Below are 14,417 nucleotides of genomic sequence, written 5' to 3'. Positions count from 1 at the left end.
ACGTCGATTTACTAATTGCAGTGAGCGTGCCAAGTATTATTTCGCATAATATCTGGCCTTTATGTGTGTTTGTTGAGCTGTTTTGTTTTTTTTGGCACGCAAAACAATCAGGTGTTCAGCGTGCAGTTAATCCATAAAAATTAAAAATTGTAGCTTTTACAAGTTGTTGTAGTTTCTACATACCTATAAAAGCAACTAAATTAAACTTTATCTAATAAGTTTTCTGTTTCTATGGCTATTTGCTTCATTTTAATTGCGTAGTTCTCAAGCTTTTTGTCTTCGTCGGTAACCGATTTAAATTCTGGTACCGCCACAGGGTAACCCGTTTCATCCATAGCAACAAAGCTAATAACACAGTGATTGGTTTCAACTAGGTTTTGCGTTTTCGGGTCGCCACAGCGAACTTGAATAAAAATTTGCATGCTGGTTTTGCCGGTGTGTGCAATTTTTGCTTCAACCTCAACAATTTGGCCAACTAAGATAGGGCGGCTAAACTTAACGCCTGCAACCGATACCGTTACACAGTAGTGGCCGCTCCAGCCCGCAGCACAGGCATAACCCGCTTGGTCAATCCACTTCATGACCACACCGCCATGCACCTTACCACCAAAATTTACATCGGTTGGTTCTGCTAAAAAACGAAAAATTACACTCGACGACGCCATAACACACTCTCATTCATTCATATTACTTAACAGCATAGCGCAAAAAAGGGGCCGAAGCCCCTGCAATTTAGGATAAGTTTATAATTTCTATAGAAAGGTTGTTACATATTGGGATAGTTAGGGCCACCAGCACCTTCGGGAGTTACCCAGGTAATATTTTGGCTCGGATCTTTAATATCACAGGTTTTACAATGCACACAGTTTTGCGCGTTGATCACAAAGGATTGCTCGCCTTCTACTTCTTGTACTTCGTAAACGCCGGCAGGGCAGTAGCGCTGTGCTGGCTCGTCAAATTTAACTAAGTTAACGTTAATCGGAATTGATGCATCTTTTAGTTTTAAGTGACACGGCTGCGATTCTTCATGATTAGTATTAGATAAAAATACCGAAGAAAGCTTATCAAAACTGAGTTTGCCATCAGGCTTAGGGTAGTTAATTTTTTCAGCTTGGTTAGCGTCTTTTAAAGTTGCATGGTCAGGTACGTTATCTTTAAAGCTAAACGGTAGGGCACCCTTAAATATATTTTGATCAAGCGTGTTATATGCGCCGCCTGCAAATTTACCTAAGGTATGCATAGCAGGGCCAAAATTACGAGACTGATACAGCTCTTTATACGCCCATGACTTTTTAAACTCAGCGGTGTACTGGGTTAAATCATTATTAGCTAAATCGTTTTGTAGCGCATTAAAAATAACTTCAGCGGCTATCATGCCTGATTTCATAGCCGTATGATTGCCTTTAATTTTTGCAAAATTAAGCGTGCCAGCGTCACAACCTACTAATAAACCACCTGGGAAATGCATTTTTGGTAATGAATGTAAACCGCCTTTTGCAATAGCACGTGCACCGTAAGCAATGCGTTCTCCACCTTCAAGCGTATTTTTGAAAATAGGGTGATGTTTTAATCGTTGAAATTCATCAAACGGGCTTAAGTGTGGGTTAGAGTAATTTAAATCAACAATTAACCCCACAACCACTTGGTTGTTTTCGCTGTGATACATAAAGGCGCCACCGCCAGTGTCACCGCTTAATGGCCAACCAGTTCCGTGTACAACTTTACCCAATTGATGTTTAGATTCATCAACTTGCCAAATTTCTTTAAAACCTAAACCATAATGCTGTGGTGAACTTTCATCGTCTAAAGCAAACTGATTGATCAGTTGCTTACCTAGATGACCGCGACAGCCCTCAGCAAATACTGTGTACTTAGCGCGTAGCTCCATACCTGGCATGTAACCGTCTTTTTCATTGCCATTTTTATCTACACCCATATCGCCAGTAATGATGCCTTTTACAACATCATCTTCAATAATGACTGAATGCGCACTAAAGCCTGGAAATATTTCTACTCCAAGGTTTTCTGCTTGCTCTGCTAACCAGCGACATACATTACCCATAGAAACAATGTAGTTACCCTTGTTATGAAATGTATTTGGTGTAGCAAAGTGAGGAATTGAGGTTGCTTTATGTTCGTTGTTAAACCAGTAAATCTCATCATTTACCACTTTAGTCGAAACAGGAGCGCCGAGTTCCTGCCAATTTGGCAGTAATTCGTCAAGTGCTTTGGTTTCAAAAACGGCACCTGATAATACATGTGCACCAACTTCTGAGCCTTTTTCAACTACACATATCATGCACTCTTGTTGTTTTTCTTGTGCTTGCTGCGCGAGTTTAATTGCTGTTGAAAGCCCCGCTGGACCTGCCCCTACAACTACAACATCAAATTCCATGGTTTCGCGTTCAATCATAATAACCTCTTTATCTATGACGGACTCACCTTTGCATTATTTGGCAAAAAGTAAGCTAAGCAACCTGTTTCTTTGTTATGCAAATTAATCGTTACAGGTTGTGAATAGTTTAAGGTTATTTTAGGTTGACGTTTACGTCAACAGGAAGTAGTCTGATTTCATAAAATAAATAGGTTGACGTAGACGTTAGCTTATAGGTTTAAATAATTATGGAGTCCCTATGAAAGTTCTCGTACCAATAAAAAGAGTGATCGACTACAACGTAAAAGCTCGCGTTAAACCTGACAACAGCGGTGTTGATTTAACTAACGTTAAAATGGCCATGAACCCATTTTGTGAAATTGCTGTAGAAGAAGCGATTCGTTTAAAAGAAGCGGGTACTGCAACTGAAGTAGTTGTTGTTACTATTGGCGCTAAAGCATCTCAAGAACAATTACGCACAGCACTGGCTTTGGGCGCAGATAAAGCGATTCATGTTGAAACAGAAGAAAACTTAGAGTCTTTACATATAGCAAAATTGCTTGCCAAAGTAGTTGAACAAGAATCGCCTGAACTGGTTATTTTAGGAAAACAGTCAATCGATTCTGATAATAATCAAACAGGTCAAATGCTAGCGGCGCTGACTAACCGTGGTCAAGGTACGTTTGCTTCTAAAGTGGTTATTGAAAATGACAAAGTAAATGTCACTCGTGAAGTCGATGGCGGTTTACAAACCGTTGCACTTAATTTACCCGCAATAGTCACCACAGATTTACGTTTGAATGAGCCACGTTATGCGTCGCTACCTAATATTATGAAAGCCAAACGCAAACCGTTAGAAGTTATTGCGGCTGATTCGCTAGGTGTAGATTTAGCCCCGCGTATTGAATTGGTCAGTGTAGAAGAGCCAGCAAAACGTAGCGGCGGGATTATTGTTGAAGATGTTGCACAGCTTGTAGAAAAACTTAAAACAGAGGCAAAGGTGATTTAAATGAAAACTCTTGTAATTGCAGAGCACGATAACGGTGCCTTAAAACCAGAAACCTCAAAAACGATTAATGCCGCTAAAAAATTAGGCTTTGACGTAGATGTATTATTAGCAGGCATAAACCTTGGCGCCATGAGTGAGTCACTCGCGAGCATTGAGGGTGTTGCGAATGTTTTACTTGCTGATAATGCAGTTTATGAGCATCAAATTGCTGAAAGCATGACAGATCTAGTGTTATCACTTGCAGATAGTTACAGCCATATTATGGCAAGTGCAACTACTACAGGTAAAAACTTTATGCCGCGTGTTGCCGCATTATTAGATGTAGCGCAAATTTCAGAAATTATTGATGTAATTGACGCTGATACATTTAAACGTCCAATTTACGCGGGTAATGCTATTGCAACGGTTAAATCGCTCGATAGTAAAAAAGTGATCACAGTACGTGCAAGTAGCTTTGATTTACAAGGCGAGCAAGCTCCAGCTAATGTAACCGCTGTAGATGCAGTCTCTGATTCACAGTTAAGCAGTTTTGTTAGTGTTGAACAAACTGAATCAGAGCGTCCAGAGCTAACGGCTGCAGATGTGGTTATTTCGGGTGGTCGTGGTATGCAAAATGGTGAAAATTTTGCATTATTAAATGGCATTGCCGATAAACTCGGTGCCGCTATTGGTGCATCACGTGCAGCGGTTGACGCGGGCTTTGTGCCTAACGATATGCAAGTAGGGCAAACAGGTAAAATTGTCGCGCCTAATTTATATATTGCTGTGGGTATTAGTGGTGCCATTCAGCATCTTGCAGGTATGAAAGATTCAAAAGTTATTGTTGCCATTAATAAAGACCCTGATGCGCCAATATTCCAAGTAGCTGATTACGGTTTAGTTGCTGACTTATTTGATGTTTTACCACAGTTAGAGCAAGCACTATAAAGGAAAGCAATAAACCGCTCCTAAAGTAACAAATTCTGATTTAAAGCCGCCGTTTCATTATTGATTCTGCGGCTTTTTTAATTCAACAACTCCACTTATCTAAATTACTTGCGATTTAAGTTTTTTTACTACAAAGTGACAGCGTTGTCATTTGTAGAAATACAAATTATTAAATAGGAGCCAAAATGACAAGGTATAAAGCACTTGATGCTATGCGTGGGCTAACCATAGCGTTAATGATACTGGTAAACACTCCGGGATCGTGGTCCCATGTGTATGCCCCTTTACTTCATGCAGATTGGCATGGCTGTACCCCTACAGATGTAATTTTTCCGTTTTTTATGTTTATTATTGGCTCTGCGATGTTTTTTTCGTTCAAAAAAACGAACAGTGCAGCCAGTGCTAGCCAAGTATTAAGACTAGTTAAACGTGGAGCAATTATATTTGCCATTGGTCTAGCTTTAAATATTTATCCCTTTACTACCAATATTGAAAACTTGAGAATATTAGGTGTACTGCAACGTATAGGGATAGCCTATATTTTAGCGTCTATCTGTGTGTTGTTTTTAAATAGGCGAGGGGTGTTAACGCTATCGGTTATTATCTTAGTTGCTTATTGGTTATTACTGTTAAGCGTTGGCGCTGAAAACGCTTATACACTCGAACATAACCTAGTTAGAGCGGTTGATATTGCCGTACTAGGTGAGTCGCATTTATGGCAAGGCAAAGGGCTAGCATTTGATCCAGAAGGGCTGATCAGTACGTTACCCTCTGTGGTGAGTGTCTTGTTTGGTTTTGAAGTGACCCGCCTGTTAACGAGCACAAGTAGCCAGTGGACAAGCATTAAGCGTTTATTAGTTATTGGTGTAGTTGCAGTTGTTATCGGGCAATTAACCTCAATGGTTATGCCAATTAATAAATCACTTTGGACCAGTAGCTTTGTTATTTACACATCCGGGATTGCTTGTTTTGTGTTGGCATTTTTTGTTTGGCTTTGTGACATTGTTAAACCTGAGCGTCTTGTTAATCCATTAATTGTGTATGGATCAAACCCACTGTTTATATATGTATTATCGGCTGTGTGGGTACTGAGCTATTCACTGATTAATATTGGAGAGCTAAACTTAGGGGATTGGATGTATCAGCAACTCGCCTTAGTTATGAGCGCTAAATTGGCATCGTTCACCTTTGCTTTATTGCATGTTATTGGCTTTTGGGTAATTTCGAATATGCTTTATAAACGAAAAATATTTATAAAGATTTAGTATTTATAACAATTTGCTTCCCTAAGCGGGAGGCAAATTGTTCAAGTATTTATGCAAATTAATATATCAGACAATAAAAAACCAACCCGCGGGTTGGTTTTTTTATTTAACGTTACAAAGCTTAGCTTAGTAAGTTGCGCTGCCTTTAGTACGTGGGAACGCAATTACATCACGTACGTTACCCATACCGGTAACATAAGCAACTAAGCGCTCAAACCCTAAACCAAAGCCAGAGTGTGGCACGCTACCGTATTTACGTAGATCGCGGTACCAGCTGTAGTCTTCTTTGTTTAAGCCCATCTCTTCAAGGCGTGCATCTAATACATCAAGACGCTCTTCACGTTGTGAACCACCAATGATCTCACCAATACCTGGTGCTACTACGTCCATAGCAGCAACAGTTTTGCCGTCTTCGTTTTGGCGCATGTAGAATGCTTTAATATCACGCGGGTAGTTTTTAATAACAACCGGTGCTTTAAAGTGTTCTTCAGCTAGGTAGCGCTCGTGCTCAGACTGTAAATCTACACCCCATTCAACGTCGTACTCAAATTTCTTGCCACACGCTTTTAAAATCTCTACAGCGTCGGTGTAGTCAACTTGGGCAAAGTCTTTTTCAACAAATTCTTCTAAACGGCTAATGGCTGTTTTTTCAACACGTAATGCGAAAAATTCCATGTCGTCACGGCGTTCTTCCAATACGGCTTTAAACACGTACTTAAGCATGTTTTCAGCCAGTTTTGCGATGTCTTCTAAATCAGCAAACGCAACTTCTGGCTCTACCATCCAAAATTCAGCAAGGTGGCGTGAAGTATTAGAGTTTTCTGCACGGAACGTTGGGCCAAAGGTGTAAATTTTTGACATTGCTGAAGCGTACGTTTCACCATTAAGTTGGCCAGATACCGTTAGAAAGGCTTCTTTACCAAAAAAGTCTTCGCTGTAATCAATCTCGCCTTTGTCTGTCATTGGCAGATTTTGCATATCAAGCGTTGATACGCGGAACATCTCACCTGCGCCTTCACAGTCACTTGCAGTAATAATTGGCGTGCTGATCCAGTAAAACCCTTGCTCATGGTAAAAGCGGTGGATTGCTTGTGCTAAACAGTTACGGACACGTGTTACTGCGCCAATCATATTAGTGCGAGGGCGAAGGTGAGCGTGTTCGCGTAAATACTCAATGCTGTGGCGTTTAGCCGACATTGGGTAGGTGTCTGGGTTTTCAACCCAACCCAACACAGTCACTGAGTTAGCTTGAATTTCGAAAGATTGACCTTGTCCTGCTGATTGTACTAATACACCGGTAACCGACACAGAACAGCCTGCTGTTAAGCTTGTAACTTCATCATAATTATTCAGTGAATTAGGAACTACCGCTTGAATAGGATCAAAACACGAACCGTCATGAACGGCTAAAAATGATATTCCTGCTTTTGAATCGCGGCGTGTACGGATCCAGCCTTTAATGGTTACTTGGCTGTCTACCGCAACATTGCCTTTTAATAGCTCTGAAATCGCTAAATGGCTCATCTTCACTCCAATGATATAAGTTGCCTAACTATATAAATTAACTGTGCGTTACTCATGCTTTTTAGCATTTGAGGTCACTGCACTTGAACCTTGTATAATACCTAGTAAAGTAAAATAAAAAAACTGTTGTGGGCAACTCTTTAAAAGTTTTTAGTGGTACGTTGTTTTTTTAACCAATTTTTGCAGTTAAATAACCACTATTACCATTTGTTGCTCTGAAATTTCATCAATTTGTGGCATTATTACTAAATAAACCGAAGTGACGTATTAATAAAAAATGGATGCTATGAAACAAGTTTTTATTTTACGAGGGCTACCAGGCAGTGGTAAGTCATATTATGCGCAAAATCTCGCCGAGGAACTTTCCGGAGCAGATGAAAGCCAATATTTTATTTGCTCAACAGATGATTACTTTGTTAACGAGCAGGGTGAGTACCATTTTGATAAGTTTAAATTATCGCAATATCATAATTTAAACTTGGCCCGTTTTATTAATGCCTTAGCACAAGGCATTGAACTGGTAATAGTGGATAACACCAATATCAAAAAGTGGGAATTTATTGCCTATTCACAAGCAGCCATTGCTTTAGGCTACCAGGTAAAAGAAGTGATTGTTGGCGAAGTGAAAGATAAATCAATGCAACACTTATACGCTAAACGCAATAGCCATAACATACCGTTAAAAACCATTAGTAAAATGGCCTACATGTTTGAGTGGTAATTATTAAATTTTAGCTAATACGTCTATATCAGAGTGTGTAATGGCATCTAAATGAGCGGTGATTTTTTCACTGCTCCAGTCCCACCATGCAATTGCTAAAAGTTTATTAATTGTCGCATCATCAAAACGCTTTTTTATCAATTTTGCAGGGTTACCGCCAACAATGCTATAGGCGGGCACATCAGACGTTACCACAGATTTACTTGCTATAATGGCACCATCAGCAACTTTGACCCCAGGCATAATAGTAGCGTTGTAACCTATCCACACATCATTACCTATTTCAGTATCACCTTTAAAAGGTAAATCACCTTGTTGAGGTGCAGATTTTTCCCAGCCATTGCCAAATATAAAAAATGGATAGGTAGAAAAGCCGGAGGTTTGATGATTAGCCCCATTCATTATAAAAGTAACGTCTTTAGCTATCGCACAAAACTTACCTATGATAAGACGGTCCCCGATAAAATCGAAATGGTAAAGTACATTTTTTTCAAAGTTTTCAGGGCCATCAGGGTCGTCGTAATAGGTATAATCACCAACCTCTATATTCGCAGAGGTGATAAAGTCTTTTAAATAACATACTTGAGGAAACCCTTCCATAGGTGATGGATTGTTTGGATTTGGTCCGTTCATAGTTTCCTCCAAAGTAGAATATATAAAGCGCTAGCTTTTAAATGCCGCCAGTGGATGAGAGGTACTAAGCGATACATGTACGTTATCACCAGGATTTACCACTACTTCATGACTCACGCGACTTGTAACCACAGTACCACAGGCTAGTTTTATGGCGCATAATCTGCTGCCGCCTTCAAAGCGAACCCAAATTACTTCGCCATTATTTCCTACACTGCTTTGTACTAATAATACATCATCTGGACGAAGTAACACCTCTACCTCACCGTTTTCACAGTCAACACCATGAGCGGGAACATTACCAATATCGGTAAGTGCTTGGCCGTTATTCAGCGTTCCTTTTATAAAACTAGCTTCACCTAGAAAGCGTGCCACAAAGCGATTGTTGGGTGCACTAAAGCATTGCTCTGGGCTATCAATTTGCTGTATTTTTCCGCCTTTTAGTACACCCACGCGATCGCCCACCGAAAGTGCTTCTTCTTGATCGTGCGTTACCCAAATAGCGGGTACGCCGGCTTCTTTAAGCGCATTACGTATGTCCCAACGTAGCATGTCTTTTAAAGCCGCGTCTAAGTTTGATAGTGGCTCATCAAGTAATACAAAGTCTGGCTGGTGGGCTAGGGTGCGCGCTAATGCAACACGCTGTTTTTGCCCCCCTGAAAGTGTCGCTGGTTTTTTATGTCTAAACGCATCTAAACCGAGTAGCTTTATCCAATGATCAGCAGGGTTTGTGTCTTTTAGTTTAAAACACACATTTTGCTCAACCGTTAAATGGGGAAACAGCGCAAAGTCTTGAAACACCATACCCACACTGCGTTTTTCAGGGGCTACAGTATACTTTGGTGTAGCAGTCCATTTAGCAACTTTAATTTCACCCTCGCTAATTGGTAAAAGCCCAGCTAGGGCTTGTAAAATAGTACTTTTACCACAACCTGTTGGACCAACAAGCATTAAAATTTCGCTTTCACCTAAAGTGAAATTTAAGTCACTAACAACACGATTACTGCCATAATCTATAGACAACTTACTTACAGATAGCATTTATATAAAATCCTTAATGTTCAAACTGGTTGCGTTTCTCGCCAGACATCATAATAGCTAAAGCCGCCGCCGAAATCACCACTAACAATAAACCAGGTATTGCTGCGCGGCCAAAATAACCAGCTTCGTAAACACGCCATAAATACGTAGATAAGGTTTCAAAACCAGTTGGACCCAATAATAGTGTGGCTTCTAATTCACGCATCGACTCTAAAAAGACTAAAGCGGCCCCTGCAATAATACCACGCATAGTCAGTGGTAAAGTAATACGTGTGAAAGCTTCACGTGGGCTTGCGCCTAACACACGGGCTGATTTTACTAAGCTTGGATCAAGGTGCTCGGTGCTGGTACGCACAGAGCCAACCGCAAGCGGTAAAAAACGTAGCATATAAGCAATGATCAACAAGCCCAGTGTTTGATATAAAAATGGCAGTTGTAAGCCGCCATATACAAGCGCTGTGCCCATAACAATCCCCGGAATACCAAAACCAAAGTAAGTAACGCGTTCCATTACTTTACCTGCTTTTCCAGTTAATGCTGCATGCGCTACAGGAATAGCCACAATAACTGTAACAATAGCTGCAATGGCTGAAGCGTAAGTAGAGTGCCAAGCAATACTAAAATCAAACGAACTAAAACCATCACGCATTAGCCAAAGTGTAAATACTGCGAGTGGTAAGCCAATAGCAAGTAATAAAATTGGTGCAAAGGTGGCAAACATCGCGCCTAATTGCCATTTTTTTGGGAATAAAATAAGGGGCCGGCCTTGGCGTTCAGACGCAGTTTTAATTTGCGATTCAATCATTAGTAAAAAGCCAACAATCACCATTAACTGCATAGACAGCATAGCCGCACGGCTCAGTTCAAAGGCGTTATATTCTACATAAATAACGCGAGTGAAGGTATCTAGACGCATTATTGCCGGTGTACCAAAGTCTGATAGCGTATATAAGGCAACGAGTAACGAGCCCGCAGCAATACCATTTACAACACGGGGCAAAATAACTTTAAACACGCTTTGTGTCATCGACATCCCCAATGTACGCGCTGCATTGACCATGCTCGCATCTAAGCTAAGTAGGGAGGAGCGGGTTGTCATCATTACAAACGGGAAGGTATATAGGGTCATTACAATGGCGGCGCCAGTTAAGCCATACATAGAAGGGGTTTCAAAACCAAGTAAGTTATGTATTTCACCACCAGGGCCAAATGCAGCATAAAGCGTAAATGCACCAATATAACTTGGTATAGCTAAAGGGGCGGCAAATACTACTAACCAAAACTTTTTAAATGGCAGCTGCACATAAGCGCTAATAAACGCCAGTGGCACACCAATTAAAATTGAGCCTAATACAGTTAAGCCCATTAACGACAGGGTATTTCCTAAAATGGTTAAATTATGGCTATCAAAAAAAGAGCTTGCGTCACTGGCAAGCGTTATTAAAACAAAAATAGGGGTAAGGGTAACAAGCGCTGCAAGCAGCGCCATAGGATAAGATGGTGGTATTCGCATTATAAAACGCCGCTGCTGCGCATTAAGTCAATAGTTGGACGTAAGTCAGCCAACTGGGTTAAGTCTATTTTAGGTGGCGAAATACTGGTTAATTTAGGCAAGCCATCAGGTTGCTTTATGTCATTTACTAGCGGAATTTCATACGCTTCGCTCGCTAAATAACTCTGTACTTCAACGCTGAGTAAATAGCGCATAAAGTTAGTTGCTAGTGGGTCGTCAGATAGCGATAAAATACCGGAGGCATTCACTAAACAACCGGCATCTTGCTCTGTAAATGCAAGATCGAGTTTAGCGTCGGGCTTACCAGACTTCAAACGTAACGTGTAGTAGTGATTAGCAAAACCAATATCTACTTCACCACGTTCAACGCCCATTACTACACCGAGTTCGCCAGCGTAAGTTTTTGAGCGTTTTTGCACTTTTTTAAGCCATTTAGCAGTTTTATCATCGCCTTCTAAAATTCGCATAGCGGTAACAAACGATTGAAAAGAAGCATAAGCGGGTGCCCAACCAATACTTAAATCACTGTCGGCTATTTCCATAATGCTTGTTGGAATTTGCTCTTTGGTTAAACGCTCAGTATTAAATGGCAAAGTACGTATACGACCAGTTACAGGTGCCCACTCATCATATCTAAACTGTGGTTGTAGTTGTGCAGATAAATCACTAGGCATAGGTTTAGCAAGCCCTGCATCGGTTACTAAACCAATAGCGCCCGAATCGACAGCCCAAAATAAGTCTGCACGTTTAACACCCGCTTTAGCTTCGGCAACAATCGTATTAGCCAAAGCTGCAGTTGGGCCGCGTCGAATAGCTAGGTCTAAATCCGGGTTCTTTTTTTGAATGGCTTGTAAAACGTTTTCGTATAAGCCACCTTCACCACGTCCCAAATAAAGGGTGAGTGCGCCTTTTAGTTTAGGTAATGTATCTACCGACACGGGGTTGGCAATATCAGCGGCAAACGCGTGTGAAAGCGATAGCGGCAAAGCGCCAGCTATCCCTAACGCAGCTAAGCCTTGAATAAAGGTTCTGCGTTCCACTTAAAATACATCCTTACGTGACTTTTCTGCTTTTTCAATTAGCGTTTGTGCACGAGTTAACTTAGTTTGCATATCAACAACTACGTCACGTACTTGGTCTACTGTTTTATTAGCTGAAATAGCCTGCGGTAGGGTTACGTTAAAGTCTTTTTCAAGTACTTCTACTAAGTTAGCGTCTTGCTCAATGAGTGTGCCTTCAACGCCTTCAAATAAATGCAAGTAAGTATCGTGAACTATGCTGGTTGCTTCATCGCTTAAACGTTCTGCGTATTTAGCAACCACTCGGTCTAATTTGTGTTTAATTTCGTCAATGGTCGCGCTTTGCGTCATTTCTTTTGTTGCTGTGGCTTTAACGCTTTTTAATAACCCTTTTTGTTGAAACTGAGCCGCTAACTTAACTGCGCCTAGGCCTTGCCATAAAGCATTGTTCATTGCTTGTTGCTGCAAACGTACTTCTGAGGCTGGCTTTTTGTTATCAATAGCCATTTTTATGCCATACAAACCTTGCCATATAGAGGCATACACAGGAACGTAATTTGTTTCTATAGCGCTGTGAAATTTAACCGATTCCCAGTACTCAATTAAGTCATCAGTGTTAACTGCTTTAGCGCCTTTTTTCTCGTAATCGCTTACTAGGGTATCAACCTTTGAAACCATCCACTCAACGTCTTCGTTGTAGGTTTTTAAATTAGCTTGAAGGTGATTAACATGCTCACCAATTGGGCCGTTAGCAAGTGCCGGTTGTGCAAAAATCGCAGAAGCGAGTAAAAAAGTTGCACTTAATGTCTTGGCAGGCTTAAGTAATATTTTCATAGCAAGTGAGTCCATAAATGTTATTGTAAATGATAGTCATTATCATATCCCTAAACATCCCTTAGATCAACACACTAAATCAAGCCAAAGGGTTAAATTTACTAAACTTTACAGAGGAATAATAACTAAATAGAAATATCAATTTAATTTTAACTTTAGTGGCTAAAATAATTAACCATCTATACGTAATGTTTACCCTTTATGGCGTTATATATAGCATCGCAAAGCTGTTTAATACTGGCATCGTCACTTATATACGGTGGCATTAAGTAAATTAACTTACCAAATGGGCGTATCCACACTCCTTGGCTAACAAAATAAGCCTGTATTTTAGCTACATCTACTATTCCTGCCTCATCTGTCAGCTCTACCACGCCAATTGCACCTAAAGTGCGCACATTAGCTACATCAGTAAGTGAGCCACACTGATGTAATTGTTGAAGTGCTTGGTTTACTTCACAAATTCGTTTTTGCCAATCTTGTTCAAGCAATAAGTCTATACTGGCACATGCCACAGCGCAGGCGAGTGGATTGCCCATAAATGTAGGTCCGTGCATCAAAACACCGGCTTCACCTTCGCTAATGCCTATCGCTATTTTATCGGTCGTTAACGTGGCTGATAAGGTCATGGTGCCGCCGGTGAGTGCCTTGCCAATACAAAGTATATCTGGCTGTACATTGGCGTGCTCTACAGCAAACATTTTACCTGTACGGCCAAAGCCTGTGGCAATTTCATCACAAATGAGCAATACATCGTATTGAGTACATAACTTGCGCACACAGGCTAAATATTCAGGGTGATAAAAGTTCATTCCTCCTGCGTTTTGTACTATGGGTTCAATAATAAAGGCGGCAACATGCTGGTGGTGTTTTAAAAAATAGTGTTCTAGTTCATCCGCCTCGGCTTGATTAAACTCGTCATGAAATTGGCTAACAGGTGCAGGTACAAATACATGCTCAGGTAAAAAGCCAGAGTACAAGCTATGCATAGAATTAACCGGATCGCACACACTCATGGCCGCAAAGGTATCGCCATGATAGCCCTTAAACGGAGTCATTAACTTTTGTTTAGTATTAATGCCTTGGCTTAACCAATACTGCAGCGCCATTTTAATCGCTACTTCAACACTTACCGAGCCGCTGTCGGCTAAAAATACTTTATTTAAATGCTCGGGCGTTATTGCTACTAGCTTTTTACAAAGCTCCACTGCGCTGTAATGGGTAATGCCGCCAAACATTACATGGCTCATTTTATTGATTTGCTCTGTCATCGCATTATTTAAAACGGGATGATTGTAGCCATGTATTGCGCTCCACCAAGAGGCCATACCGTCAATGAGTTTCTCGCCTGTTTCTAGGTGTATAAGGTCGTGATTGGCGTGTGTAACAGGATAAACCGGAATTGGTTGAGTCATTGATGTATAAGGGTGCCAAATGTGATTTCGGTCAAAATCAAGGTCTATTGTGTGTTTTGTGTTCATATGTAAACTTTAATTAAGTTAGCTTCGTTGACAATGGTACGGCAATACGTATTCTAAGCCAATAACACCAAGAGCA

Annotated in this window: 13 protein-coding genes; 4 read left to right on the top strand and 9 right to left on the bottom strand. The window is 40.7% G+C overall.

Features of this window, described 5'->3' with window-relative positions; translation table 11 throughout:
* Positions 1 to 200 precede the first annotated feature (200 nt).
* On the bottom strand, positions 201 to 665 hold the full coding sequence (locus FHG08_RS11830) for an acyl-CoA thioesterase (RefSeq protein ID WP_008113812.1): 465 nt from the start codon (positions 663 to 665) through the stop codon (positions 201 to 203).
* Between the two features lie 101 nt (positions 666 to 766).
* Positions 767 to 2,413, bottom strand: a complete 1,647-nt coding sequence (locus FHG08_RS11825; protein WP_109874612.1) for an electron transfer flavoprotein-ubiquinone oxidoreductase — start codon at positions 2,411 to 2,413, stop codon at positions 767 to 769.
* 220 nt (positions 2,414 to 2,633) lie between these two features.
* On the opposite strand from FHG08_RS11825, the gene FHG08_RS11820 reads away from it, so the two are divergent.
* The 3 genes from FHG08_RS11820 to FHG08_RS11810 all read left to right on the top strand — a co-directional run bounded on the left by FHG08_RS11820 (position 2,634) and on the right by FHG08_RS11810 (position 5,575).
* Positions 2,634 to 3,383 carry an electron transfer flavoprotein subunit beta/FixA family protein gene (locus FHG08_RS11820; protein WP_109874613.1) on the top strand — a complete coding sequence of 250 codons (750 nt, stop codon included), beginning with the start codon at positions 2,634 to 2,636 and terminating at the stop codon, positions 3,381 to 3,383.
* Entirely contained in the window at positions 3,384 to 4,310 is a 927-nt protein-coding gene (locus FHG08_RS11815) for an electron transfer flavoprotein subunit alpha/FixB family protein (RefSeq protein ID WP_178956121.1), read from the top strand.
* Between the two features lie 185 nt (positions 4,311 to 4,495).
* Positions 4,496 to 5,575, top strand: coding sequence for an acyltransferase family protein (locus tag FHG08_RS11810; protein WP_178956120.1), 1,080 nt, complete (start codon positions 4,496 to 4,498; stop codon positions 5,573 to 5,575).
* A 126-nt stretch (positions 5,576 to 5,701) separates the two neighbouring features.
* Here the strand turns inward: FHG08_RS11810 and asnS are convergent, their stop codons facing one another.
* Positions 5,702 to 7,099: an asparagine--tRNA ligase gene (gene asnS / locus FHG08_RS11805; RefSeq protein ID WP_008113822.1), complete on the bottom strand. Its 1,398-nt coding sequence runs from the start codon at positions 7,097 to 7,099 to the stop codon at positions 5,702 to 5,704.
* 286 nt (positions 7,100 to 7,385) lie between these two features.
* Here asnS and FHG08_RS11800 point away from each other — a divergent pair, with 286 nt between their 5' ends.
* Positions 7,386 to 7,820, top strand: coding sequence for an ATP-binding protein (locus FHG08_RS11800; protein WP_008113825.1), 435 nt, complete (start codon positions 7,386 to 7,388; stop codon positions 7,818 to 7,820).
* A gap of 3 nt (positions 7,821 to 7,823) precedes the next feature.
* Here the strand turns inward: FHG08_RS11800 and FHG08_RS11795 are convergent, their stop codons facing one another.
* The 6 genes from FHG08_RS11795 to bioA form a co-directional block, all read right to left on the bottom strand.
* Complete coding sequence (locus FHG08_RS11795) at positions 7,824 to 8,453, bottom strand: Vat family streptogramin A O-acetyltransferase (RefSeq protein WP_178956119.1); 630 nt, start codon at positions 8,451 to 8,453, stop codon at positions 7,824 to 7,826.
* A gap of 30 nt (positions 8,454 to 8,483) precedes the next feature.
* Positions 8,484 to 9,494: an ABC transporter ATP-binding protein gene (locus FHG08_RS11790; RefSeq protein ID WP_178956118.1), complete on the bottom strand. Its 1,011-nt coding sequence runs from the start codon at positions 9,492 to 9,494 to the stop codon at positions 8,484 to 8,486.
* 13 nt (positions 9,495 to 9,507) lie between these two features.
* A complete protein-coding gene (locus tag FHG08_RS11785; RefSeq protein WP_178956117.1) occupies positions 9,508 to 11,007 on the bottom strand; it encodes an iron ABC transporter permease in 1,500 nt (499 codons plus the stop codon).
* The gene (locus tag FHG08_RS11780; protein WP_178956116.1) at positions 11,007 to 12,047 is read right to left on the bottom strand and encodes an ABC transporter substrate-binding protein; all 1,041 of its coding nucleotides are present in this window, start codon (positions 12,045 to 12,047) and stop codon (positions 11,007 to 11,009) included. The genes FHG08_RS11785 and FHG08_RS11780 overlap by 1 nt, the downstream gene beginning before the upstream one ends.
* The gene (locus tag FHG08_RS11775) at positions 12,048 to 12,860 is read right to left on the bottom strand and encodes a hypothetical protein (protein WP_178956115.1); all 813 of its coding nucleotides are present in this window, start codon (positions 12,858 to 12,860) and stop codon (positions 12,048 to 12,050) included.
* A gap of 179 nt (positions 12,861 to 13,039) precedes the next feature.
* A complete protein-coding gene (bioA, locus tag FHG08_RS11770; RefSeq protein ID WP_178956114.1) occupies positions 13,040 to 14,341 on the bottom strand; it encodes an adenosylmethionine--8-amino-7-oxononanoate transaminase in 1,302 nt (433 codons plus the stop codon).
* Positions 14,342 to 14,417: the final 76 nt, after the last annotated feature.

This window comes from Pseudoalteromonas sp. Scap03 (assembly GCF_013393115.1).
Lineage (GTDB): Bacteria > Pseudomonadota > Gammaproteobacteria > Enterobacterales > Alteromonadaceae > Pseudoalteromonas.
The sequence above is the reverse complement of the archived record's forward strand: the minus strand, read 5'-3'. Positions and strand labels throughout refer to the sequence as shown.